The sequence below is a fragment of the Rhodovulum marinum genome, assembly GCF_004343075.1.
Lineage (GTDB): Bacteria > Pseudomonadota > Alphaproteobacteria > Rhodobacterales > Rhodobacteraceae > Rhodovulum > Rhodovulum marinum.
The window spans coordinates 210,094-233,456 of sequence record NZ_SLXP01000003.1; the positions used below are offsets into that span (position 1 = coordinate 210,094).

25 protein-coding genes and 1 pseudogene are annotated in these 23,363 nt (G+C 65.2%); 17 read left to right on the top strand and 9 right to left on the bottom strand.

Annotation, left to right across the window (positions count from 1 at the left end):
- Positions 1–10: 10 nt before the first annotated feature.
- Positions 11–481: a DUF1499 domain-containing protein gene (locus tag EV662_RS06945; RefSeq protein ID WP_132461429.1), complete on the bottom strand. Its 471-nt coding sequence runs from the start codon at positions 479–481 to the stop codon at positions 11–13.
- Positions 478–1,458 (bottom strand): agmatinase, encoded by a 981-nt coding sequence (gene speB / locus EV662_RS06950; protein WP_132461430.1) that lies wholly within the window; start codon positions 1,456–1,458, stop codon positions 478–480. The genes EV662_RS06945 and speB overlap by 4 nt, the downstream gene beginning before the upstream one ends.
- Positions 1,459–1,575: 117 nt before the next feature.
- Between speB and mazG the strand changes: the two genes are divergently transcribed.
- From mazG to EV662_RS06970, 4 genes and pseudogenes are all read left to right on the top strand, one after another.
- The gene (gene mazG / locus EV662_RS06955) at positions 1,576–2,403 is read left to right on the top strand and encodes a nucleoside triphosphate pyrophosphohydrolase (protein ID WP_132461431.1); all 828 of its coding nucleotides are present in this window, start codon (positions 1,576–1,578) and stop codon (positions 2,401–2,403) included.
- A 227-nt stretch (positions 2,404–2,630) separates the two neighbouring features.
- Positions 2,631–3,638 carry a Fe(3+) ABC transporter substrate-binding protein gene (locus EV662_RS06960; RefSeq protein ID WP_132461432.1) on the top strand — a complete coding sequence of 336 codons (1,008 nt, stop codon included), beginning with the start codon at positions 2,631–2,633 and terminating at the stop codon, positions 3,636–3,638.
- A gap of 119 nt (positions 3,639–3,757) precedes the next feature.
- Positions 3,758–4,697: pseudogene (locus EV662_RS06965) on the top strand (nucleoside hydrolase).
- Between the two features lie 64 nt (positions 4,698–4,761).
- Positions 4,762–6,201, top strand: a complete 1,440-nt coding sequence (locus EV662_RS06970) for a protein adenylyltransferase SelO (protein ID WP_132461594.1) — start codon at positions 4,762–4,764, stop codon at positions 6,199–6,201.
- Here the strand turns inward: EV662_RS06970 and EV662_RS06975 are convergent.
- Positions 6,144–7,088: a DMT family transporter gene (locus EV662_RS06975; protein WP_132461433.1), complete on the bottom strand. Its 945-nt coding sequence runs from the start codon at positions 7,086–7,088 to the stop codon at positions 6,144–6,146. The genes EV662_RS06970 and EV662_RS06975 overlap by 58 nt on opposite strands.
- Before the next feature lie 171 nt (positions 7,089–7,259).
- Between EV662_RS06975 and EV662_RS06980 the strand changes: the two genes are divergently transcribed.
- From EV662_RS06980 to eno, 4 genes are all read left to right on the top strand, one after another.
- Positions 7,260–8,225 carry a zinc transporter ZntB gene (locus EV662_RS06980; RefSeq protein WP_243695795.1) on the top strand — a complete coding sequence of 322 codons (966 nt, stop codon included), beginning with the start codon at positions 7,260–7,262 and terminating at the stop codon, positions 8,223–8,225.
- Positions 8,226–8,377: 152 nt separating this feature from the next.
- Positions 8,378–8,791 (top strand): Fur family transcriptional regulator, encoded by a 414-nt coding sequence (locus tag EV662_RS06985; protein ID WP_132461435.1) that lies wholly within the window; start codon positions 8,378–8,380, stop codon positions 8,789–8,791.
- A 65-nt stretch (positions 8,792–8,856) separates the two neighbouring features.
- Positions 8,857–9,732: a DMT family transporter gene (locus EV662_RS06990; RefSeq protein ID WP_132461436.1), complete on the top strand. Its 876-nt coding sequence runs from the start codon at positions 8,857–8,859 to the stop codon at positions 9,730–9,732.
- 45 nt (positions 9,733–9,777) lie between these two features.
- Positions 9,778–11,052, top strand: coding sequence for a phosphopyruvate hydratase (eno, locus tag EV662_RS06995; RefSeq protein ID WP_132461437.1), 1,275 nt, complete (start codon positions 9,778–9,780; stop codon positions 11,050–11,052).
- A 3-nt stretch (positions 11,053–11,055) separates the two neighbouring features.
- On the opposite strand, the gene EV662_RS07000 is transcribed toward eno, so the two are convergent.
- Positions 11,056–11,247 (bottom strand): hypothetical protein, encoded by a 192-nt coding sequence (locus EV662_RS07000; protein WP_132461438.1) that lies wholly within the window; start codon positions 11,245–11,247, stop codon positions 11,056–11,058.
- A gap of 88 nt (positions 11,248–11,335) precedes the next feature.
- Positions 11,336–11,602 (bottom strand): hypothetical protein, encoded by a 267-nt coding sequence (locus EV662_RS07005; protein WP_132461439.1) that lies wholly within the window; start codon positions 11,600–11,602, stop codon positions 11,336–11,338.
- Between the two features lie 240 nt (positions 11,603–11,842).
- Here EV662_RS07005 and EV662_RS07010 point away from each other — a divergent pair, with 240 nt between their 5' ends.
- A complete protein-coding gene (locus EV662_RS07010) occupies positions 11,843–12,277 on the top strand; it encodes a cupin domain-containing protein (protein WP_132461440.1) in 435 nt (144 codons plus the stop codon).
- Between the two features lie 110 nt (positions 12,278–12,387).
- Here EV662_RS07010 and EV662_RS07015 read toward each other — a convergent pair whose 3' ends face one another.
- Entirely contained in the window at positions 12,388–13,488 is a 1,101-nt protein-coding gene (locus tag EV662_RS07015; RefSeq protein ID WP_132461441.1) for an anhydro-N-acetylmuramic acid kinase, read from the bottom strand.
- Positions 13,489–13,554: 66 nt separating this feature from the next.
- Between EV662_RS07015 and tyrS the strand changes: the two genes are divergently transcribed.
- Positions 13,555–14,808 (top strand): tyrosine--tRNA ligase, encoded by a 1,254-nt coding sequence (gene tyrS / locus EV662_RS07020; protein ID WP_132461442.1) that lies wholly within the window; start codon positions 13,555–13,557, stop codon positions 14,806–14,808.
- A gap of 10 nt (positions 14,809–14,818) precedes the next feature.
- On the opposite strand, the gene EV662_RS19485 is transcribed toward tyrS, so the two are convergent.
- Positions 14,819–14,980, bottom strand: coding sequence for a hypothetical protein (locus EV662_RS19485; protein ID WP_165915545.1), 162 nt, complete (start codon positions 14,978–14,980; stop codon positions 14,819–14,821).
- Positions 14,981–15,026: 46 nt separating this feature from the next.
- Here EV662_RS19485 and EV662_RS07025 point away from each other — a divergent pair, with 46 nt between their 5' ends.
- Positions 15,027–16,046, top strand: a complete 1,020-nt coding sequence (locus EV662_RS07025) for a GNAT family N-acetyltransferase (protein ID WP_132461443.1) — start codon at positions 15,027–15,029, stop codon at positions 16,044–16,046.
- On the opposite strand, the gene EV662_RS07030 is transcribed toward EV662_RS07025, so the two are convergent.
- Both EV662_RS07030 and EV662_RS07035 read right to left on the bottom strand, forming a co-directional pair.
- The gene (locus EV662_RS07030) at positions 16,030–16,578 is read right to left on the bottom strand and encodes a peptidylprolyl isomerase (protein WP_132461444.1); all 549 of its coding nucleotides are present in this window, start codon (positions 16,576–16,578) and stop codon (positions 16,030–16,032) included. The two genes, EV662_RS07025 and EV662_RS07030, sit on opposite strands and share 17 nt — an antisense overlap.
- Complete coding sequence (locus EV662_RS07035; protein WP_132461445.1) at positions 16,571–17,077, bottom strand: peptidylprolyl isomerase; 507 nt, start codon at positions 17,075–17,077, stop codon at positions 16,571–16,573. Before EV662_RS07035 ends, EV662_RS07030 begins: the two co-directional genes overlap by 8 nt.
- Positions 17,078–17,220: 143 nt before the next feature.
- Between EV662_RS07035 and EV662_RS07040 the strand changes: the two genes are divergently transcribed.
- The 6 genes from EV662_RS07040 to EV662_RS07065 all read left to right on the top strand — a co-directional run bounded on the left by EV662_RS07040 (position 17,221) and on the right by EV662_RS07065 (position 23,336).
- Complete coding sequence (locus tag EV662_RS07040) at positions 17,221–18,411, top strand: phosphoglycerate kinase (protein WP_132461446.1); 1,191 nt, start codon at positions 17,221–17,223, stop codon at positions 18,409–18,411.
- Between the two features lie 345 nt (positions 18,412–18,756).
- The gene (locus EV662_RS07045) at positions 18,757–19,059 is read left to right on the top strand and encodes an FtsB family cell division protein (RefSeq protein WP_132461447.1); all 303 of its coding nucleotides are present in this window, start codon (positions 18,757–18,759) and stop codon (positions 19,057–19,059) included.
- Between the two features lie 141 nt (positions 19,060–19,200).
- The gene (gene pdhA, locus EV662_RS07050) at positions 19,201–20,223 is read left to right on the top strand and encodes a pyruvate dehydrogenase (acetyl-transferring) E1 component subunit alpha (RefSeq protein WP_132461448.1); all 1,023 of its coding nucleotides are present in this window, start codon (positions 19,201–19,203) and stop codon (positions 20,221–20,223) included.
- 13 nt (positions 20,224–20,236) lie between these two features.
- Entirely contained in the window at positions 20,237–21,607 is a 1,371-nt protein-coding gene (locus EV662_RS07055; RefSeq protein ID WP_132461449.1) for a pyruvate dehydrogenase complex E1 component subunit beta, read from the top strand.
- 10 nt (positions 21,608–21,617) lie between these two features.
- Positions 21,618–22,931 (top strand): pyruvate dehydrogenase complex dihydrolipoamide acetyltransferase, encoded by a 1,314-nt coding sequence (locus EV662_RS07060; RefSeq protein WP_132461450.1) that lies wholly within the window; start codon positions 21,618–21,620, stop codon positions 22,929–22,931.
- A gap of 69 nt (positions 22,932–23,000) precedes the next feature.
- Positions 23,001–23,336, top strand: coding sequence for a carboxymuconolactone decarboxylase family protein (locus tag EV662_RS07065; protein ID WP_132461451.1), 336 nt, complete (start codon positions 23,001–23,003; stop codon positions 23,334–23,336).
- Positions 23,337–23,363: the final 27 nt, after the last annotated feature.

The window sequence follows — 23,363 nt, forward strand, 5'->3', positions numbered from 1 at the left end:
ACCGCCCGGCTCAGCCCCCCAGCCGGTCGCGCAACGCGCCCTGCCAACGTTCCAGCCGCGCAGCGTTCACGCCCAGGTCGGAATGACCAAAGCGCGCGCGTGAAAACGCCGCCCAGGTCGACCCGCCTTCCTTGGGCAAGACCTTGACCGAGATGTAATCGGGAAATCCCCACAACGCCGAGCGTTGAACGTAGGTCATCCACAGCGCCTCGGGGCGGCCGCCAATCCGCTCGGTGCGTGGTTCGGCCAGCGCCACCGCGTCGATCGCCTTGGCCAGTTCTTCGGGGGACACGTCATAGCCGGGCATGGTGCGGTCGCCGCCGTCGGGGCGGACGAGGATCGCATTCGGCGTGTCGGGCTTTACGGCGGTCAGCGGGTCGACATGCCAGATCTCGGGATCGTCCGCGACCTTGCGGAAATAGACCGCGCCCGCCGCGGAGGCCATCAGCAGGATTACGACGAGATAGGAAAATAATTTCATTGGCCTGCTCCTTGAGCTTCGCGTTTGGCCCACCCCCAGAGGCAAATCAGTTCGGTCGCGACATGTGCCCCTGCTACAGCCGTGATCCCCGACGCGTCGAAGGGCGGCGAGACTTCGACCACGTCGCCGCCGACCACGCGCAGCCCCTTGAGCCCGCGCAACATGGCGACCGCCTGTGCACTGGTCAGCCCGCCCCAGACCGGCGTACCGGTGCCCGGCGCAAAGGCCGGGTCCAGGGCGTCGATGTCGAAGCTGAGATAGGCGGGCACGTCGCCCACGATCTCGTGGATGCGAGCAACGGCAGCTGCCGGACCATTTTCGTGGACGAAAGGCGCGTCCAGCACCGTGATGCCCATCGTATCCGGATTGTCGGTGCGAATCCCCACCTGGACCGAACGCGCCGGGTCGATCAGCCCCTCGTCCACCGCCTTGCGGAACATCGTACCGTGGTCGATGCGGGTCGGGTCGTCATCCATCCAGGTGTCGGTATGGGCATCGAACTGCACCAGCGCCAGCGGCCCGTGCACGGCGGCATGCGCCCGCAGGATCGGCAGAGAGATCGAATGATCGCCCCCCAGAGCGATGCATCCCGCGCCCGCCGACAGTATCCCCGCGACATGGGCCTCAAGCGCGGCCGGGAATTCGGCCACTCGCGCGTAATCGAAGGCAAGATCGCCGTAATCGACTATGGCGAACTCCTCCAGCGGGTTGTAGCCCCAGCCATAGGGCGTGTCGCAGGCCTGCAGCGTGCTGGCCTCACGGATCGCCCGGGGGCCAAGCCGCGTTCCGGGCCGGTTCGTCACCGCCTGATCGAACGGAATACCGGTGACCGCAAGATCAACCCCGGCGAGATCCTTGGTCAGTGTCCGTCGCAGGAACGAGGTAACGCCGCCAAAGGCATTTTCATAGGACAAGCCCCTGTGGCTTCGGCGGGTGATCGCCGTGTCGACCTGTTTCTTCGCATCTTCAAGCGCCATGCGCCCCTCCATCAATCGCGGCCACGATAGCGCCGCGCGCGCCATGCGCCAGCCCCGGCTTTACATCCGGGTACGCATTTGCCCAACTCGCCCCGCCCCCAAGACGGAGACCCTCCAATGACCCCAGAAGAATCCGATGCCCTTGTCCACGATCCGCAAGGCGGAATGCCCCGCCTGATCGAGATCATGCGCCGGCTGCGCGACCCGGATACCGGTTGCCCCTGGGATATCGAACAGGATTTCGCATCCATCGCGCCGTATACGATCGAAGAGGCCTACGAGGTCGCCGACGCGATCGAACGCGAAGCCTGGGGGGAACTGGAGGGCGAACTCGGCGACCTGCTATTGCAAACCGTCTATCACTCGCAAATGGGTTCCGAGGCGGGACTGTTCGATTTTCATTCGGTTGCCAATGCCATCGCCGACAAGATGGTCGCGCGCCACCCGCATGTCTTCGGCGATGAAAGCCGTGACAAGTCGGCCGAACAGCAGACCCGCGACTGGGAAGCGATCAAGGCCACCGAGCGGGCACGGAAGGCCGCACATGGCGTGCTGGACGACGTTGCGCTGGCCCTGCCCGCGTTGACCCGCGCCGTTAAGCTTCAGAAACGCGCGGCCCGCGTGGGGTTCGACTGGCCCGAGATCGGGCAGGTCGTCGAGAAGATCGTCGAAGAAGCGCACGAGCTGGCCGAGGCGCGCGAAAAGATGACCGAGACCGAGGTGTTCGAGGAGTTCGGTGACATGTTGTTCGTGATGGCCAACCTCGCACGGCACCTCGGCATAGAGCCCGAAGATGCCCTGCGGTCCGCCAACGCCAAATTTACACGTCGTTTCATAGCAGTGGAGGCTGAACTTCGCGCGAAAGGCAAGCGACCCGAAGACTCGGACCTGGCCGAGATGGACGCGCTATGGGACAAGGTAAAGGCGGCCGAGAAGGCCGTATGAGCCGGAGGGTGTATGTTTCCAAAAAAACACCCCTCGTGTGCGCGCCGCGTGGTGGGTTGGCACCCACCCCACGCCGGGTACGGGGCGCACGCAGGAACCGCAACCTCGTGATCCAGGCACGGGGCATCACATGGAGATGAGCGGGACCGACATTCCCTTCTTGACCTGACTATTTTTGTCGGATTTATCTGGTAACCATAGACGAACAGGAACGGACAGGAGATTCCATGACCATCCGCACCGCCCTTGTGGCGACCGCCGCCACCCTGACGCTGGCCCCTGCCGCCCAGGCCGACGTGAATATCTATTCCTACCGCCAGCCCGAGCTGATCCAGCCGGTCCTCGACGCCTTCACCGAGGCAACCGACATCCAGACCAACGTCGCCTTCCTGGACAAGGGCATGGTCGAGCGGCTGAAGGCCGAGGGCGCGCGCAGCCCGGCCGACATCATCCTGACCACCGACATCTCGCGCCTGGCCGAAGCCGTGGCCGCGGGCGTCACCCAGCCCGTGGAAAGTGACGTGCTGGCCACCGCGATCCCGGATTACCTGCGCGATTCCGGGAATCACTGGTTCGGCGTCACCACCCGGGCGCGGATCGTCTATGCCTCGAAGGACCGCGTCGACCCGGGCGAGGTCACCACTTACGAGGATCTCGCCGATCCCAAATGGCAGGGCCGCATCTGCACCCGCTCTGGGACCCACAGCTATACGCTGGCGCTGGTGGCCGCGATGATCCACCATCACGGCGAGGAAGCAACGCGCGACTGGCTCAAGGGCCTGAAGGCCAACCTCGCCCGCAAACCGCAGGGCAACGACCGGGCGCAGGTCAAGGCGATCTGGTCGGGCGAATGCGACATCAGCCTCGGCAACACCTATTACATGGGCCAGATGCTGGAGGACGAGGAGCAGAAAGCCTGGGCCGAAAGCGTCAACGTCCTGTTCCCGGTCTTCGAGGGCGCCGGCACCCATGTGAACATCTCGGGCGTGGCGATGACCAAATCCGCGCCGAACCAGGACGACGCGTTGAAGTTCATGGAATTCCTCGCCTCGGAACAGGCCCAGGAAGTCTACGCCTCGGTGGTCTACGAATACCCCGTCGCGCCGGGGACAGAGCCGTCCGAACTGGTGGCAAGCTGGGGCAGCTTTACCGCAGATGACGTCAACCTGATGGAACTGGCCTCGCTGCGCGGCGCCGCCCTCAGGTTGGTGGAAGAGGTCGATTTCGACGGCTGACACTCCGCGGCCGTCCGCCGTGGCCCCTTTCCGGGTCGGGGCCACGGCACAGGCGCGGGCGCTTTACATCCCTCGGCGCCCGCGCCAGTCTCCGCGCCGACACTGAGCCGGAGACCCCCATGCCCCGCAAGATCATAATTGATACCGATCCCGGCCAGGACGATGCGGTCGCGATCCTTCTGGCGCTGGCGAGTCCCGACGATCTGGACGTGCTTGGGATCACCGCGGTGGCGGGCAACGTGCCGCTGACGTTGACCCAGAAAAACGCGCGTATCGTCTGTGAACTGGCGGGCAAGGCCGATATCCGGGTCTTCGCGGGCTGCGACAGACCGCTGAAGCGCCCCCTGATCACGGCCGAACATGTCCACGGCAAGACCGGGCTCGACGGCCCCGCCCTGCCCGCCCCCACGATGCCCCTGCAGGACACCCACGCGGTGGAGTTCATCGTCGAGACGCTGCGGCGCGAGCCGGCCGGCAGCGTCACCTTGTGTCCTCTGGGGCCGTTGACGAACATTGCAACGGCAATGACAGCGGCGCCCGAGATCGTGCCGCGGATCGGGGAAATCGTGCTGATGGGGGGGTGCCTATTTCGAGGTGGGTAACATTACGCCCGCGGCTGAGTTCAACATCCATGTCGACCCGGAAGCCGCTGAAATCGTGTTTGGATCGGACGTCCCGCTGGTGGTCATGCCGCTGGATGTGACGCACAAGGCGCTTGTGACACGCGCACGCAACGAGGCGTTCCGGGGGCTGGGCACGCCCGTGGGCGTGGCGGTGGCCGAGATGACCGACTTCTTCGAACGCTTTGACAAGGCCAAGTATGGCAGCGAGGGCGCGCCGCTTCACGATCCTTGCGTGACGGCCTATCTGCTGCGCCCGGAGTTGTTCTCCGGGCGGCACATCAACGTAGAGATCGAGACCAAGGGGCGATACACCGCCGGAATGACGGTAGCGGACTGGTGGGGGGTGACCGGCAAACCGGCAAATGCCACGTTCATCGGCGACGTGGATGCGGACGGGTTCTTTGCATTGCTGACGGAACGGCTTGCGCGGCTGTGAGCGGCTGCATGACCCTAACAAAGAATTTCATGAAAACCTTCGGCGCCAGCCCTATCTGTTGAGCATGACGCTGGATATCCCTTTCGACAATTCTTACGCCCGCCTGCCCGACCGGTTCTACAGCCGCCAGTCCCCGGTTCCCGTCCGTCAGCCGCGGCTGGTAATTCTGAACGAAAAGCTTGCACACGATCTTGGCCTCGACCCCATTGCTCTGACATCAGAGGCGGGCGTCGCGATGCTGGCGGGCAACCGGGTGCCCGAGGGTGCCGAACCGCTGGCGCAGGCCTATGCCGGGCACCAGTTCGGCGGTTTCGTGCCACAACTGGGCGACGGGCGGGCGATTCTGTTGGGCGAGATCGTTCGCCCCGACGGCCAACGCCGCGACATCCAGTTGAAAGGTGCGGGGCGCACGCCCTTCTCGCGGATGGGCGATGGGCGGGCCTGGCTGGGTCCGGTGCTGCGCGAGTACATCGTCTCAGAGGCGATGCATGCGCTGGGTATCCCAACGACCCGTGCGCTGGCCGTCGTGACAACCGGCGAAGAGGTGTTCCGCGAAGCGATCCTGCCGGGAGCAGTGCTGACGCGGGTGGCCGCCAGCCATGTCCGCGTCGGCACCTTCCAGTTCTTCGCCGCCCGCCGCGACACCGAGGCGCTGCGCACCCTCGCCGATCACGCCATCGCACGGCATTATCCCGATGCTGACGGCCCCCTCGCCCTGTTACACCGGGTGATCGCAGCCCAGGCGCAGTTGGTTGCGCAATGGATGGGCGTGGGCTTCATCCATGGCGTGATGAACACCGACAATACGACGATCTCGGGCGAGACCATCGACTATGGCCCCTGTGCCTTCATGGACGGCTATCACCCGGACGCCGTGTTCAGTTCCATAGATGTCTACGGCCGCTATGCCTATGCCCGCCAGGCCGATATGGCAGCGTGGAACCTGGCGCAGTTCGCCTCGGCCCTGGTGCCGCTGATCAACACCGACGAAGAGACCGCAATCACGCGGGCGACAGAGGCGATCGGCACCTTTCCGGTATTGTTCCGCGACGCCTGGCTGGCGGTATTCCGACCGAAGCTGGGATTGGCCAGCGCCGAGGACGGCGATGCCGAGTTGATCCACCGATTGCTGGACCTGATGGCCGCAGAGCGCGCGGATTTCACCAACACCTTTCGAGGGCTTGCCGATGGGACAGCGCGCGAGGCGTTTCGCAACCGCGCGGCATTCGATTCCTGGACGGCGGATTGGCGTGTCCGGCTGGGGCGCGAACCGGACCCCGAGGCGCTCCGGATCGACCGGATGCGTGCCGCAAACCCCGCCCATATTCCCCGCAACCATCGGGTGGAGCAGGTCATCAGCGCAGCTGTGACAGGGGATTACGCGCCGCTCGAAAGGTTTTTGCAGATCACATCGCGGCCCTTCGACGATCAACCGGAAAACGCGGATTACCGTCGCCCGCCCGAGCCCGGAGAAGAGGTCCGCCAGACCTTTTGCGGCACCTGAGGCCCGGGGGCGCGGTTGATCAGCACCAATCCGCCCGCCACCAATCCCAGCGCCCCCAGGATCGAGACACCCACCGGTTCGCCCAGTAGCGCCCAGCCGAGGCCCACGCCGAAAACCGGCGTGAGAAAGCTGAAACTGGCCACGCTTGCCGCGGGATAGCGCGTCAGCAGCCAAAGCCAGAACACGAAGCCAAAGCTGACGATCACCAATATCTGAAAGCCAAGCCCCCACAGGTGGATCGGCGCCAAATCGCGGACCAATGGGCCGAACAGCGGCGAGACCGCGATAAGCACGGGTGCCGAGACCGTAACCTGCCAGAATAACTGCATTTCCGGCGCGACCTGCCGGAGCGGCGTGGCGCGGGCACATAGCGCGATCCCGGCCCAGCCAAATGCGCCGCCCAGCGCGCAAAGATCGCCTGCAAGGCTTGCCTGCCCGCCCGGACCACTCCGATCCAGGATCGCCCAAGCCACACCGGCAAAGGCCAGAGCAAGTCCCAAGGCCGTTCGCGGCGTGATCCGCTCGCCCGGCAAAAGGAAATGGCCCGCCAGCGCCAGCCAGACCGGCATCGAGTAGAAGATCACTGAGGTCCGAGTCACCGTTGTCAGGTCAAGCGCAAGGAACAGGCACACGAACTGGAGCGAAAACACCACGCCGATCAGCAGCCCTGCCCAAAGCGTGCCGGGCACGATTCGCGGCGGGCGCCCCCGGAAGGTCATCCATGCCACCAGGACGACGACCGCACCGGCCGAGCGCAACCCGGCCCAGAACACCGGCTGCAAGCCCTCGTTCACGATCTTGATCACCACCTGGTTGAACGCGAGCAGCATCGAAAAGGCGACCAATGCCACCGCCCCGAAGGTGTCGATCCGATCCTTTCGCTCCATCCCTCCTCCCGGGCTGCACGCGGCACCCTTTGCCGCCTCGTGCCGGCAGTCAAGCCGTGCTATTCCATGGATCACAACCCGAGGGCCGCCAGATGATCTGCCCGAAGATCGCCCGGCGGCCGCCCCGGACAGGCCGCGAACGGGACCCGGTGTGATACGACGATGACGCAGATGGCACTCTCTCCGATCGCGGGCTTCGACATCGGCGCCGAGGGCCGGGCACGCCCGCTGGCCGAGCCCTGGCCCGCCCCACGTCCCGCACCCGGGGCGGCTTGGCGCTGGTTGCATCTGGACCTGTCCGATCCGGCACTCGCCGAGTGGGCCGAGACGCATCTGCCGCCGGTGGCCGCCAGCGCACTTCTGCAATCGGAAACGCGACCGCGCTGTACGCCACTGGACACCGGGTTGATCGTCAACCTGCGCGGCATCAACCTCAACCCGGGCGCCGAGGCCGAAGACATGGTCTCGCTGCGGCTCTGGGCCGAGGAACAGCTGGTGGTCAGCGTGCGGATGCGCCCGATCATCGCCATCGACGAATTGCGCAGGGCGGCCGAAGCGGGCCACGCAGCATACACGACGGGCGATTTCCTGGCTGCGCTGGCCGAGGCGCTGACCGACCGGATCGAGTCGGTCTCGCTGGCACTCGACGATGCGACCGACGAAATCGAAGAAGCGATCCTGGAGCGAGAGGACCCGGGCGCGGCCGATGACCTTGCACCTTTGCGCCGCCGGGCGATCCGGCTGCGACGTTTCACCGGACCGCAGCGCGATGCGCTGGTGAAGCTTTCGGAAGGCCACCACGCCCTGATCGGCCCCGGGGCGCGGGTTCTTCTGGGCGAAAGCGCGAACCGGACAACGCGCGCGGTCGAGGAACTGGACGCGATTTCCGCACGGCTGACGGCACTGCACGACCATCTCGAGGCACAGCGGGGAATGCGGATGGCCCAGAACGGCTACGTGCTGTCCATCGTCGCAGCGATCTTTCTGCCGCTTGGATTCCTGACCGGGCTGTTCGGAGTGAACGTCGCGGGCGTGCCCGGGCTGGAGTGGCCCTGGGCCTTCGCTGTGCTGGTGGCGGTGAATGTCCTTCTCGGGCTGGGGCTTCTGGCATTGTTCCGGGCGCTGAGGTGGCTATGAGCACCGCTAAAAGTCCTCGCTGAAGTTTCGTTGACAAGAACTTTTACTTTATCATTCAAGGTATTAAATTCACACCTCATCGGCGGGGCGCACCGGGGCTGGAAACCGCGTCGACCAAGGGCTACACCGTCGTTTCGAACCGAGAGGGCGCCATGGCGGACACCATCATCTCCCGCTGCGAGGCCAAGGGCCTGCGCATGACCGACCAGCGCCGGGTGATCGCGCAGGTTCTCGAGGACAGCCGCGATCACCCCGATGTCGAGGCGTTGTATGGCCGGGCCAGCGCCGTGGACCCGCGCATTTCGATCGCCACCGTCTATCGCACAGTCAAGCTGTTCGAAGAAGCCGGCATCCTTGAAAAGCACGAGTTCGGCGACGGGCGCGCCCGCTACGAAGATGCCGAGCGCGACCATCACGACCACCTCATCGATATGAATTCCGGCGAGGTGATCGAGTTCTGCGACCCCGAAATCGAAGCGCTTCAGGAAAAGATCGCGGAAAAGCTGGGCTATCGCCTCAAGGGCCACCGGCTGGAGCTTTACGGCGTGCCGCGCCTCAAGGGATGACGCCCCTTTAACCCCGCACGCCGTCGGGGTAAGGCAGGGCAGCTACCCCCAACCGGACAAACACGATGGACAACCTTCGCGGCATTGCGCTGATGGTGGCCGCGATGGCCGCCTTCGCGTTGGAAGACATGTTCGTCAAGACCGTGGCGCAAAGCCTGCCCGTGGGTCAAATCCTCCTGACGCTCGGTGCGGGCGGCGCATCCGCCTTTGCGCTGATGGCGCTGGCCCGTGGCCAAAGGCTGTGGTCACGGGCGCTGCTGACCCGGCCCGTGCTGCTGCGTAACCTGGGTGAAGTCGTGGGCACCCTCGGCTTCGTCTATGCCATCGCGCTGACGCCGCTTTCGTCGGCCTCCGCCATCCTTCAGGCCACGCCCCTCGTGGTGACACTGGGCGCCGCGCTCTTCATGGGGGCCGAGGTCGGCTGGCGCCGGTGGACGGCCATCGGCGTCGGCCTTTGCGGGGTGCTTCTGATCATCCGGCCGGGCCTTTCGGGGTTCCAGCCCGCCTCGCTGTTCGCGGTCATGGGCGTTTTCGGGTTGGCGCTGCGGGACCTGGCAACGCGGGCGACACCGCGCACGGTCGGTTCTCTGCAATTGTCTGCCTACGGTTTCGGGATGCTGGTGCCCCTGGGTGTGCTTCTGCTGATTTTCGGCACCGGCCCGGCCCCCGTGGACGGCGCCGTGGCGCTTCGGCTGGGGGCCGCGCTGGTGATGGGGGTCGCGGGCTACTATGCCATCGTCGAGGCGATGCGCATGGGCGAGGTCGCCGTCGTCACCCCGTTCCGCTACACCCGGCTGCTCTTCGCCCTGGTGATCGGCGTGCTCGCCTTCGGCGAACGCCCCGATGCGGCAACGCTGACGGGCGCGGCGATCATCATCGCCTCGGGGCTTTACACGCTCTGGCGGGAACGCGCCCTTTCCAAGGCCCGCGCCGGGCGCTAGAAGACCCGCGAATTTGCAAGTGCAGCAACGCAGGGACCGGACCCCATGAGCACCATCATCGACATCGTCGGCCGCGAGATCCTCGACAGCCGGGGCAACCCCACCGTCGAGGTGGACGTCATCCTCGAGGACGGCACGATGGGCCGGGCCGCGGTGCCCTCGGGCGCCTCCACGGGCGCCCACGAAGCGGTGGAAAAACGCGACGGCGACAAGGCCCGCTACAAGGGCAAGGGTGTGCTGGACGCGGTCGCCGCCGTCAACGGCGAGATCGCCGAGGAACTCGCCGGCATGGACGCGACCGAGCAGGTCGCCCTCGACCGCACGATGATCGAACTGGACGGCACCGAGAACAAGGGCCGGCTGGGCGCCAACGCGATCCTCGGCGTGTCGCTCGCCGCCGCGAAGGCCGCCGCCGATTTCACCATGCAGCCGCTCTACCGCTATGTCGGCGGCACCTCGGCGCGCGTGCTGCCGGTGCCGATGATGAACATCATCAACGGCGGCGAACATGCCGACAACCCGATCGACATCCAGGAATTCATGATCATGCCGGTCAGCGCGGGCAATATCCGCGACGCGGTGCGCATGGGCGCCGAGGTGTTCCACACCCTGAAATCCGAACTGTCCGCCGCCGGCCACAACACCGCCATCGGCGACGAGGGCGGCTTCGCCCCCAACCTGTCCTCCACCCGCGATGCGCTCGATTTCATCCTGAAAAGCATCGAAAAGGCCGGCTACAAACCCGGCGAGGACATCTACCTCGCCCTCGACTGCGCCTCGACCGAGTATTTCGAGGGCGGCAAATACGAGATGAAGGGCGAAGGGCTCAGCCTGAGTGCCGCCGAAAACGTCGACTACCTTGCCAAGCTCTGCGCCGATTACCCGATCATCTCGATCGAGGATGGCTGCGCCGAGGATGACTGGGACGGCTGGAAACTGCTGACCGAAACCCTGGGCAGCAAGGTGCAGCTGGTCGGCGACGACCTCTTCGTGACCAACCCCAAGCGGTTGGCGGATGGCATCTCGCAAGGCGTGGCCAACTCGATGCTGGTGAAGGTCAACCAGATCGGCAGCCTGACCGAAACGCTGGCTGCGGTCGATATGGCCCATCGCGCGCGCTATACCAACGTCATGTCGCACCGCTCGGGCGAAACAGAGGACGCCACCATCGCCGACCTCGCCGTTGCCACCAATTGCGGGCAGATCAAGACCGGCTCGCTCTCACGCTCGGACCGGCTGGCGAAATACAACCAGCTGATCCGGATCGAGGAAATGCTGGGCGAAACCGCCGAATACGCGGGCCGGTCGATCCTGAAGTAAAGTCTAGCCCACCAGGCGGTAGACGCCGTAGGCGACGTTGCGGCCAAGCGCGTCGACAAGTACTCGGCCGTCCCGCGTGGGGCGGCCCTTTTCGTCGAGCCAACCGCGGCTGCGGGCGGCCGCGATGGGGTTCTGGGCGGCGCCGCACTGGCTGGCGAAAGCCACGATGCGGCTGGATGTTTCGCAATGAGACATGGGGGCACCTCTGTTGTTGGATGCCCGCATTACGCGCCGAATGCCCGCGCGGATTTGTCGCAACCCTTCACAGCTGCGCGAGGTGCGGTCAGACCGGCATCCGGTAAACACCGTAGGCCGAGTCGCGGCTAGTCAGCGCCAGGATCAGGGCGTGGCCATCCGCCGTCGGGCGCCCCTCCGCGTCCAGCCAGCCGCGGCTCAGCGCCGCCTGTTCCAGCCGTTCGCCCGCAAGCGCCACGCAGACCCGGGTGAACCCAAGGATGCGAGAGGCGATATCCTCATTGCTGAGCATGGGCGCCTCGTCCACAGGTTCGATCGTTCCGACCGACCGCTCAATCGGCGCAAACCGTTCCATTTTCATTTCCTAGTCCTCTGCGCCCCCAACAGCCCGCAATGCCGATGCCGGGTACCTGTTATGGGGGATTTTTGCCCCATATGCTGCGACGCAGCAATGTTAGCGCGCGAAATCTCTGCGTCGCAGCATTAGTAGTATCAAAAATGTCTCTTTTGATGACAGAACCGTGTCGGCTTGGATGTTTTTTCTGGCAAGATCTGCGCCTTGTCCGACGCGCAGCCGGATCGGTAGACTGCGCTCATGACCCCCGATGACATCATCAGAATGCTCGCCCTGACCCCGCATCCCGAAGGCGGCTGGTATCGCGAAACGTGGCGTGCAGATGCCGCGGACGGGACGCGCCCCACAGGCACCGCGATCTATTACCTGCTGACCGCGGGGCAGCGCAGCCATTGGCACAGGGTCGATGCCGACGAGATCTGGCATTTCCACGCCGGTGTTCCGCTCGAGTTGCGTATCGCCGAGACCTCGGTCGGGCCCTCCGCCGTGCACCGTCTGGGACCTCACCTTGCCAATGGAGAGCGACCGCAGATCGTGGTTCCGGCCCACCATTGGCAAGCCGCTCAGCCATTGGGCGACTGGACATTGGTCAGTTGCACCGTCAGCCCCGGATTCCTGTTCGAGCGATTCGAAATGGCACCCGCGGGCTTCGACATTCCTGGAACCGGGGCCTGAGGCCGAGGCCCAGCATTCGGCCAGGTGTTCCCGGCCTGCCCGAACCCGCTCAGGATACATCACGAAAAAGGATACCGCATCCCTCCGGTCACCGGGCGACCGCCCGGAGATCAGGTTTGCGGGTAACTGACCTCGCCCCCGCCCACCGCGGCGGCAACCCCCGTGGTCGAAGGGCACGAAGTCGGGAGTCCCCGCGCCACGCGCACCGCGAGATAGCCGAAAGCCTGCGCCTCGAGCATGTCGCCGTTCAGGCCCACCGCCTCAACTGGCGCGACGGGCAGGCCCGTCCGTTCGACCAGCATATGCATCATAACAGGGTTCAGCCGACCGCCCCCGGTTACCAACAACCGTTCGGGCGGCATCGGGCAATGATCGAGCCCGCGCGCGACCGACGCCGCCACCGCCGCCGTCAGGGTCGCCGCGGCATCAGCATCGGACAAGTGCGCAACACTCTCCCCCAGCATGGCAAAATCGTTTCGGTCCAGCGACTTGGGCGGCATCCGCATGAAATAGCCGTGGTCCATCAGCGCCGTTATCACGCCCACATCCACCCGTCCCGAAGCGGCCAGCGCCCCGTCGCGATCGTACGCAAGGCCCCTGCGCGCACGCATCAGGTCGTCAAGTGGGGCATTGGCCGGGCCGGTATCGAACGCGACCAGCGCGCCTTGGGACTCGGGGCGGTCGCGAGTGGGATCAACCCATGTCAGGTTGCCGACCCCGCCGAGATTCACAAAGGCCAGCGGTGCCCGTGCGCCGATCCATTTCGCACAGGCGAAGTGGAAGAACGGCGCAAGCGGCGCCCCCTGCCCGCCCAACCTGATATCATTGCTCCGGAAATCCCAAACGACGGGCATGCCCAGAACCTCGGCCAGCACCCAGCCGGCCCCGGCTTGGTGGGTGCCACGCCCACGCGGGTCATGGGCCAGCGTCTGGCCGTGAAAACCTGCGATGTCGATCCCCTGGAACCGCGCCATGACAGCCGCATGGGCCACCTCGACAACCTCGGCGGCCTCTTCGACATCCCGTTCACCCGGCCAGCGGCCCAGCGCCCCGGCGAGTACCGCGCGTTCCTCTTGGGAATAGGCACGATAGGCGGTTTCGCCGAACCCGGCGATCGTCACGCCGTCCGTCAGAATGACGGCGGCATCGACCCCGTCGAGCGAGGTGCCCGACATCGTCCCCAGCGCCCGGACCGGCCCCGGTTTCAACATTGGCTTCCCCTCCTGCGCCCTGCCCGATATATCACTGGCCAAATCCAACCCCAGGGACAAGAGGCGATGACCTACCACCCCCGATCGGACTTCCTGCGCGTGATGATCGAACGCGGCTTTCTGGCCGACTGCACCGATTATCAGGCCCTGGACGAGGCTTTGGCCGGGGGCGTGGTGCCTGCCTATATCGGCTTTGACGCGACGGCGAAATCATTGCATGTCGGCAGCCTGATCCAGATCATGATGCTGCGCTGGCTGCAAAAGACCGGGCACAAGCCGCTGGTGCTGATGGGCGGGGGCACCACCAAGGTGGGCGATCCCAGCTTTCGCGCCGAGGAACGGCCGCTGCTGACGCCCACGCAGATCGACGACAACATCGCCGGAATCAAGGCGGTGTTCGCGAAGTATCTCGACTTTGGCGACGGCCCCTCGGACGCGCTGATGTTGAACAACGCCGAATGGCTGGACAGGCTGAACTACCTGGACTTCCTGCGCGACGTGGGCCGACATTTCAGCGTCAACCGGATGCTGTCCTTCGAAAGCGTCAAGTCGCGGCTCGACCGCGAACAGTCGCTGTCCTTCCTCGAATTCAACTACATGATCCTGCAGGCCTACGACTTCCTGGAACTGAACCGCCGCTATGGCTGCCGTTTGCAGATGGGCGGGTCGGACCAGTGGGGCAACATCGTCAACGGGATCGACCTGACGCGGCGCATCCTGGACCACGAGGTGTTCGGGTTGACCTCGCCGCTGCTGACGACGGCGGATGGTACCAAGATGGGCAAGACGGCAAGTGGCGCGGTCTGGCTGAATGCCGACATGCGCAGCCCTTACGAGTTCTGGCAATTCTGGCGCAACACCGCGGATGCCGACGTGGGCCGGTTCCTCAAGCTCTACACCGAGATCGAGATCGAGGAGTGCGAGCGGTTCGGCGCGCTGGAAGGGGCCGAGATCAACGAGGCCAAGATCGTTCTGGCGAACGCGGTCACAACGCTGTGCCATGGCGCCGAGGCGGCCACGGCGGCCGAAGCGACCGCGCGCGAGGTGTTCGAGAAAGGCGGGATGGGCGACGACCTGCCAACGCTTGCGGTTACGGCCGCGGAATTGGGCGACGGCATCTCGGTGGTGCAACTCATTACACGGTCCGGCCTGGCGAAATCGGGCAAGGATGCCAAGCGGCTGATCGCCGAGGGCGGCGCACGGCTGAACGATGCGCCGTTGTCGGACGCGGGGCTGATGATCGATGCCGGCATGCTGGCCGAGCCGATCAAACTGTCGGCCGGCAAGAAGCGACACGCATTGGTGCGGCTGGACAGCTGAGCCGCACCGTTCATCCCAGCAACCAAAGTGCAAGAGCGACCGCGCCATAGATCCCGGCCAGCGGCAGGGTGACCAGCAGGGCCAACCACAACCCACCGGCAATGGTCGGCTTGGGCGACGGGGCATGCACCCCACGCACCTTGGAAACGTTTCGGTTGTCGCGTCTGATCATGGGCGCATTTACCGGGAATTAGCTTTTCACATGGTTAACAAGCGGCATGCCCGACCGCTGGACCCTGGCCGACGATCCCCGCACGCCCGACGGCGCGCCCGTGCCGATGCAACAGCATTCCTGCTATGGCGCGGCGGCGGGCGAGCTCGGCTCGGAGGCGATGTGGCTTGAGTGGCGCATGGGCCGGCGACTTTTCGCCAGCGCGCAGGTATTGCGCCGCCGGTGGCCTCTGGTGGGACAGTTCGCGCTGCTGTCGCGGGGCCCGGTTTTCACCCCCGATATTTCGCAGGACGAAGCCGCAACCGCGACCCGTGCCCTGATCCGGGCGTTGGGCCCGAACCACCGCGGCGTAATAATCACCTCCGATACCCTTGCGGGCACCGACCCGGCAGACGGGGCCGGGTTGTTGAAAATGGTTGCCGGCGGGCATGTTGCGCGACTGTCGCTGGCGCCCGATCTGGCGACGCTGCGCACGCGGCTCTCGCAGAAATGGCGCAACGCCCTGCGCCAGGCCGAGGCGCAGACCCCGACGATCAGGATCGAACCGATGCTACCGGGCACCGGCGAGGCGCTGTTCCGCCATGAGGCGGCGCAGGCCCGCGCCCGTCGCTATGCGCGCCTGCCCCCGGAATTCTCGCGCGCCTGGTCACGACACGGCCGCACCCTGCTGATCGAGGCCGGCGACCGGGATGCACCGCTTGCCGGAATGCTGTTCCTGCTCCACCCGCCCTGGGCCAGCTATCACCTGGCCTGGACATCCGAGGCCGGGCGGCGCGCCAACCTGCACCGGCTGATGCTGTGGCGGGCCATCGCTGCTATGCAGGCTGATGGGATCGAGACCCTGGAACTCGGGACACTGGACACGGAAAGAACGCCCGACCTGGCGCGTTTCAAGCTGGGTACCGGCGCCCACGCCGTTCCGCTGGGCGCGACATGGATGCAGGCCCCGGGAAGCCGGGCGATGGCCGCACTGGTCCGCGCGGTAGAGCCTGGCCCTGGTGCAAAAGGCGACAGCACCGCGGCGCAGCCAGAAACCGAGAAGTCGATCCCTAGTCGGTCACGGTGACGCTGACCATGCGGTCGGGCTGGCCGACGACGGCACCGTTCGGCCCGGTGCCGCGCTTGATCGCGTCGACGATTTCCATGCCCTCGGTTACCCGCCCAACCACGGTATATTGTCCGTTCAGGTGCGGCGCTGGCGCGAACATGATGAAGAATTGCGAATTGGCGGAATCCGGATTAGCGGACCGCGCCATGCCGACCACACCACGCTCGAACGGTTCGTCCGAGAACTCGGCGGCAAGATCGGGCCGGTTCGACCCGCCGCGCCCGGCCATCCGCATGTCGGCACCGAGCTTGCCGAACTGCACGTCGCCGGTTTGCGCCATAAAGCCGTCGATCACCCGGTGAAACACCACGTCGTCATAGGCCCCCTCGGCGGCCAGTTCGGCGATCTGCGTGACATGGTCCGGCGCCACGTCCTCGAACAGGTCGACATGGATGGTGCCGTTCGCCCCCTCGCCCGCGATCTGGATATCGAGACCGGTGGCCGCAGCCGGCCCCGCGGCCAGCATGAGCGCCAGAACAAGTTCACGCATCGGCAGCCACCTTGACGCTAAGCATCCGGTCGGGCGTGCTCGGCGGTTCGCCACGGGCAATGGCATCGACATGATCCATCCCCTCTATGACCCGGCCATAGACGGTATACTGGCCGTTCAGGAAATGGTTATCGGCAAAATTGATGAAGAACTGCGAGTTGGCCGAATTCGGGTTCTGCGTGCGCGCCGCGCCGATCGTTCCGCGGTCATGGGGCAGCTTGGAGAATTCGGCCGGCAGGTCGGGCAGGTCCGAACCGCCCGTACCCGCCCGGCGCAGGTCGAAATCCTTTTCGGCATTGCCGTTCGCAACATCGCCGGTCTGGGCCATGAAGCCGTCGATCACCCGGTGAAACACTACATTGTCATAGGCGCCGGCCCGCGCCAGCTCCTTCATACGCGCGCAATGCTTGGGCGCCACGTCGGGCAAGAGTTCGATGACGACGCGCCCGCCCTTCAACTCCATCAGGATCGTGTTTTCGGGGTCCTTGATCTCGGCCATTTCGGCTCCTCCTGCCTGCGGTGTCCGCGCGACCCTAGTGCGACCGATTGCCGAAGAAAAGGGGCATGGCGGATGCAAGGATTGACCTTGCCACCCGCTTCGGGCGATCTAGCGCCAGCCTGAAACCCTCGGGAGGAAAATGCATGGCCTGGAAGACCCTCGACGATATGGACCTTGCCGGCAAGGTGGCGCTGGTGCGCGTGGACATCAACGTGCCGGTCGAGGACGGGCGCGTGACCGACGCGACCCGGATCGAGCGCATCGTGCCCACGGTAAAGGACATCCTGGCCAAGGGCGGCAAGCCCGTGCTGCTGGCCCATTTCGGCCGCCCCAAGGGCGAGGTCGTCCCCGAAATGAGCCTGAAGGTGACCCTGCCCGCGCTTGAAGCGGCGTTCGGGCGCGGCGTCATCTTCGCCGAGGACTGCATCGGTTTGCCGGCGAAACAGGCCGTGGCGGCGCTGTCCGAGGGCGATATCCTGCTGCTGGAGAACACCCGATTCCACGCCGGAGAGGAAAAGAACGACCCGGCGATGGCCGCTGCCTTGGCGGCGCTGGGCGATGTCTACGTGAACGACGCGTTTTCGGCCGCGCACCGGGCGCATGCATCGACCGAGGGCATCGCAAGGCTCCTGCCCTCTTGCGCCGGCCGCAACATGGCAGCCGAACTGAAGGCCCTGGAGGGCGCATTGTCCAATCCCACGCGGCCCGTGGCCGCGGTTGTGGGCGGCGCCAAAGTGTCGACCAAGCTCGACCTGCTAGGCAACCTGGTCAGCAAGGTCGATTTCCTTGTGATCGGCGGCGGGATGGCCAACACGTTCCTCGCCGCACAGGGAATCAATGTCGGCAAATCGCTGTGCGAACATGACATGACCGGCACGGCGCGCGACATCATGGACAAGGCCAAGGCCGCGGGCTGCGAGATCATCCTGCCGACCGATGTGGTCTGCGCGCGCGAATTCAAGGCCGGCGCCCAGAACGAGACGGTGCCCGCCGATTCCTGCCCGGCCGATGCGATGATCCTCGACGCTGGTCCCGCAACCGTGAAGCGGATTGAAGAGGTGTTCGGCCAGTGCAAGACATTGATCTGGAACGGTCCGCTGGGTGCATTCGAGATCGACCCGTTCGACATGGCGACGAATGCCGCCGCCAAGAAGGCCGCTGATCTGACTAAGGCGGGCAGCCTGGTGTCGGTTGCGGGGGGCGGCGACACTGTCGCGGCGCTGAACGGGGCCGGAGCGGCCGAGGATTTCAGTTATATCTCGACGGCAGGCGGCGCCTTCCTGGAATGGATGGAAGGCAAGACCCTGCCCGGGGTCGCGGCACTGGAGGGCTAAGAGCCCCGGCCCGGTCGCCGGCACGGCTGACAGTCACACGACCGCGGGGCCCAGGCCCCGCGGAATCGCCCCTGCAACATGTTTTGCGAATGCCACGGTCGTTTGGGATACGGTGACCTTGGCACAAGGTCGCGGTGTCGATCCCCATCTGGATTTGATCACTGCGCCACGAACCCGGACCCGAATCCTGCTGATCCCCCGATCCAGCGCCATGGCCTCGTTCTGCCTGTTATCGCCGCCAGAGTAATCTGCCGGATGGGACATTTTGAGGATTCACAGGGCGAATCACTTCGTTTAAGATGAACACACCCGCCCGCTAAAGAGGCGGCGCAAGAGGCAGGCAGTATGAGCGGACCGCGCAAACGCCCAGCTCTGGGAGCGCTGATTTTTCTGGGCATCGGCTGTTCCCTCGCCATGTATTTCACCTTCGCCGCGGTGCAGGGGGATTTCGGGCTTTTCCGCCGCATCCAGATCGAGGCGGACGCCACGCGCCTCAGGCTTGAAAAGGCCACCCTCGAAAACGAACTTGCCGATTTCGAGAACCGCACGAAACGCCTGTCCGACGGATATCTCGACCTCGACCTGCTGGACGAACGTGCCCGCACGGTGCTGGGCCTGATCCGCGCCGACGAAATCGTGATCCGCTGACTACCCGCAAGACTATTCGTAAGTCTCTTTCCGAGCGCCGCCAACCGTCTGCTGCCGGAAAACCGCTCGCCTTGCCGTCAACGGTCTGCTACCATTTTGTTTAACGTTAAACCATTTGCCGCGCAGGGGAGGCGCCGCCTTATGGCCACGCGAAAATCGCCCGCAAAACCGCCCGAGAAATCAAATACATCCAAGGAAGAGCTACTGCGGTTCTACCGCGAAATGCTGCTGATCCGGCGATTCGAGGAGAAGGCCGGCCAACTCTATGGCATGGGGCTGATCGGCGGGTTCTGTCACCTTTACATCGGACAGGAAGCCGTCGTCGTCGGGCTGGAGGCCGCCGCCGGTGAAGGCGACAAGCGCGTGACCTCCTATCGCGACCACGGCCACATGCTGGCCTGCGGCATGGATCCCAAGGGCGTGATGGCCGAACTCACGGGACGCGAGGGCGGCTATTCCAGGGGCAAGGGCGGCTCGATGCACATGTTCTCGAAAGATCGCCATTTCTATGGCGGCCACGGGATTGTTGGCGCGCAGGTACCAATCGGTGCTGGGCTGGCCTTCGCCGACAAGTATCTTGGCAACGACCGCGTCACCTTCGCCTATTTCGGCGACGGGGCGGCCAACCAGGGGCAAGTCTACGAAACCTACAACATGGCCGAACTCTGGGACCTTCCGGTGATCTTCGTGATAGAGAACAACCAGTACGCCATGGGCACGGCGGTCAAACGCTCGACCAAGTCACCGAACCTGTGGGAACGGGGCGCGGCCTACGGCATTCCAGGTGAAGAAGTCGACGGCATGGACGTGCTGGCGGTCAAGGCCGCGGGCGAAAAGGCGGTGGCCCACTGCCGCGCCGGCAAGGGTCCCTACATTCTCGAGGTCATGACCTACCGCTACCGTGGCCACTCTATGTCGGACCCCGCGAAATACCGCTCGCGCGAAGAAGTGCAGAAAATCCGCGAGGAGCGCGACGCGATCGAACATGTCCGCGAGTTGATCCTGCAAGGCAAGCACGCGAGCGAGGACGAACTCAAGGAGATCGACAAGGAAATCAAGGGGATCGTCAACGAGGCCGCCGAATTCGCCAAGGAAAGCCCCGAACCCGCGCTCGACGAGCTTTACACCGACATCTACGCCGAAACGGCGCCGCAGAACGCCTGAGGGAGGGAGACGCATGGCAACCGAGATCCTGATGCCCGCCCTGTCGCCGACCATGGAGGAAGGCACGCTGGCGAAATGGCTGGTGAACGAAGGCGATACCGTCACGGCCGGCGATATCCTGGCCGAGATTGAAACGGACAAGGCCACAATGGAATTCGAGGCGGTCGATGAAGGGATTGTCGGCAAGATCCTGGTCCCGGCCGGCACCGACGGGGTCAAGGTGAACACCCCGATCGCGCTGCTGGTCGAAGAGGGCGAAAAGGTCGACGCCGCGTCGGAGGCCCCACGGGCCGACGCGGCCGGCAAGGCGGCCCCCAACGGGGGCTCCGCGCCGGCCGCCCCCCCGGCCCAGCCCAAGGCCGCGGCTCCTGCCCCGGAACCCGACGTGCCCGCAGGGACGGAAATGAAATCCACCACCGTCCGCGAAGCGCTGCGTGACGCCATGGCCGAGGAAATGCGCCGCGACCCGACCGTGTTCCTGATGGGCGAGGAGGTCGCCGAATACCAGGGTGCCTACAAGATCAGCCAGGGGCTGCTGGACGAGTTCGGCTCGAAACGGGTGATCGACACGCCGATCACCGAACATGGCTTCGCGGGGCTCGGCGTGGGCGCGGCCTTCGGGGGCCTGCGCCCCATCGTCGAGTTCATGACCTTCAACTTCGCGATGCAGGCGATGGACCATATCGTGAACTCGGCGGCCAAGACGCTTTACATGTCGGGTGGTCAGATGGGCGCGCCCATGGTGTTCCGCGGCCCGAACGGCGCGGCCGCCCGCGTCGCCGCCCAGCACAGCCAGGATTACGCGGCGTGGTATGCCCATATCCCGGGCCTCAAGGTCGTGCAGCCCTACTCGGCGGCGGATGCCAAGGGCCTTCTGAAAACCGCGATCCGCGATCCGAACCCGGTGATCTTCCTGGAAAACGAGATCCTCTACGGCCGCTCCTTCGAGGTACCGTTGCTGGACGATTTCACCATCCCCTTCGGCAAGGCGCGGATCTGGCGCGAAGGCTCGGACGTCACTATCGTCAGTTTCGGCATCGGCATGACCTACGCCCTCGAAGCGGCCGACAAACTGGCCGAGGACGGCATCGAAGCCGAGGTGATCGACCTGCGCACGCTTCGGCCCATGGACACCGCGACCGTGATCGATAGCGTGAAAAAGACCAACCGCTGCGTCACGGTCGAAGAGGGCTTCCCGGTCTGCTCCATCGGCAACCACATCTCGGCCGTCCTGATGCAACAGGCCTTCGACTGGCTCGATGCACCGGTCATCAATTGCACCGGCAAGGACGTGCCCATGCCCTATGCGGCCAACCTGGAAAAACTGGCGCTGGTGACCACCAAAGAGGTCATCGACGCCGTCAAGTCCGTTACCTACCGCTGAGGAGACAGGCATGCCGACGGAAATCCTGATGCCCGCCCTGTCGCCCACTATGGAGGACGGGACGCTTGCGAAATGGCTTGTGAAAGAGGGCGACACCGTCGCGGCGGGTGACCTTCTGGCCGAGATCGAGACTGACAAGGCGACGATGGAATTCGAGGCCGTGGACGAAGGCACGCTGGGCAAGATTCTCGTTCCCGCCGGAACCGACGGGGTAAAGGTCAATACCCCCATCGCCGTCCTGCTGGCCGAAGGTGAAAGCCTGGCCGACATAGACGCAGGCCAGCAACCGCCGAAAACGGCGCTGGAGGCCCCAAAGGCCGACGTGGCCGGCGAGGCGGCCCCCATCGGGGACTCCGAACCGGCCGCCACCCCGACCGCGCCGCGCACGGATAGCGGCGACCGCGTTTTCGCTTCGCCGCTTGCGCGGCGCATCGCGGCAGATAAAAGGCTGGACCTTACGAAGATCACCGGCTCCGGTCCACGCGGCCGGATCGTGAAGGCCGATGTCGAGGCCATCCAACCCGGCGCGGCACCCAGCCCCGCCGCAGCGCCTGCCTCGTCCGCCGCACCTGCGGTCGCGCCGACGCACGCCGGACCCGACGCGTCAGCGGTCGTGAAGGTCTATGCCGACCGCGACTACGTTGAAATCCCGCTTGACGGGATGCGCAAGACGATCGCCGCGCGCCTGACCGAGGCGAAGCAGACCATTCCCCATTTCTACCTGCGGCGCGATATTCGGCTGGACGCTCTGCTTGCGTTCCGCACCCAGTTGAACCGGCAACTGGAGTACCGTGGCGTCAAGCTCAGCGTCAACGATTTCATCATCAAGGCCTGCGCGCTGGCGCTGCAACAGGTCCCCAAGGCCAATGCCGTCTGGGCAGGCGACCGGATCCTCCAACTGAAACCCTCGGACGTGGCCGTGGCGGTGGCGGTCGAGGGCGGGCTGTTCACGCCGGTGCTGCGCGATGCCGAAACCAAGACTCTCTCGGCGTTATCCGCGGAAATGAAAGACCTCGCCGCCCGCGCCCGCGACCGCAAGCTCGCACCCCATGAATACCAGGGCGGCAGCTTTGCCATTTCGAACCTCGGCATGTTCGGGATCGACAACTTCGACGCCGTCATCAACCCGCCCCATGGCGCCATCCTTGCGGTGGGCGCCGGCGTCAGGAAACCCGTGGTGACCGACGACGGACAGATCGAGGCGGCAACGGTGATGTCGATAACCCTCAGCGTAGATCACAGGGTGATCGACGGGGCGTTGGGGGCGGAGGTGTTGCAGGCGATCAAGGACAACCTCGAAAACCCGATGGCCATGCTGGCTTGATCCCCCGCAAGGCGCGCGGCCGAACCGCGCGCTATCCTCTCTGCATCACGGCAAGAGGGGAGAAATGCCATGAACTGGAAAGATGTGGTCGCCGAGGGCCAAGCCCATATCGAGGACTACCTCGGTAGGCAGCAGGCCGCCGGGGAAGGGTTTTTCGCGCTGCACCACGCAACGCTGGAACCAGGCGCGTTGGAAACGAAGCACAAGGAGTTGATGGCGCTGGCCATTGGCATCTCCAAGCAGTGCGTGGATTGCATCGGCTTTCACACCAAGGCGGCGATCGAAGCCGGCGCGACACGCGCCGAGATCGAGGAAACCGTGTCTGTCTGCGTGATGATGGGGGGTGGCCCCGCGTTGATGTACGGAACCAAGGCGCTCGAGGCCCATGACCAGCTGAAGTCCTGATCATCCGCCTGCGTTCCTTCGGGGACA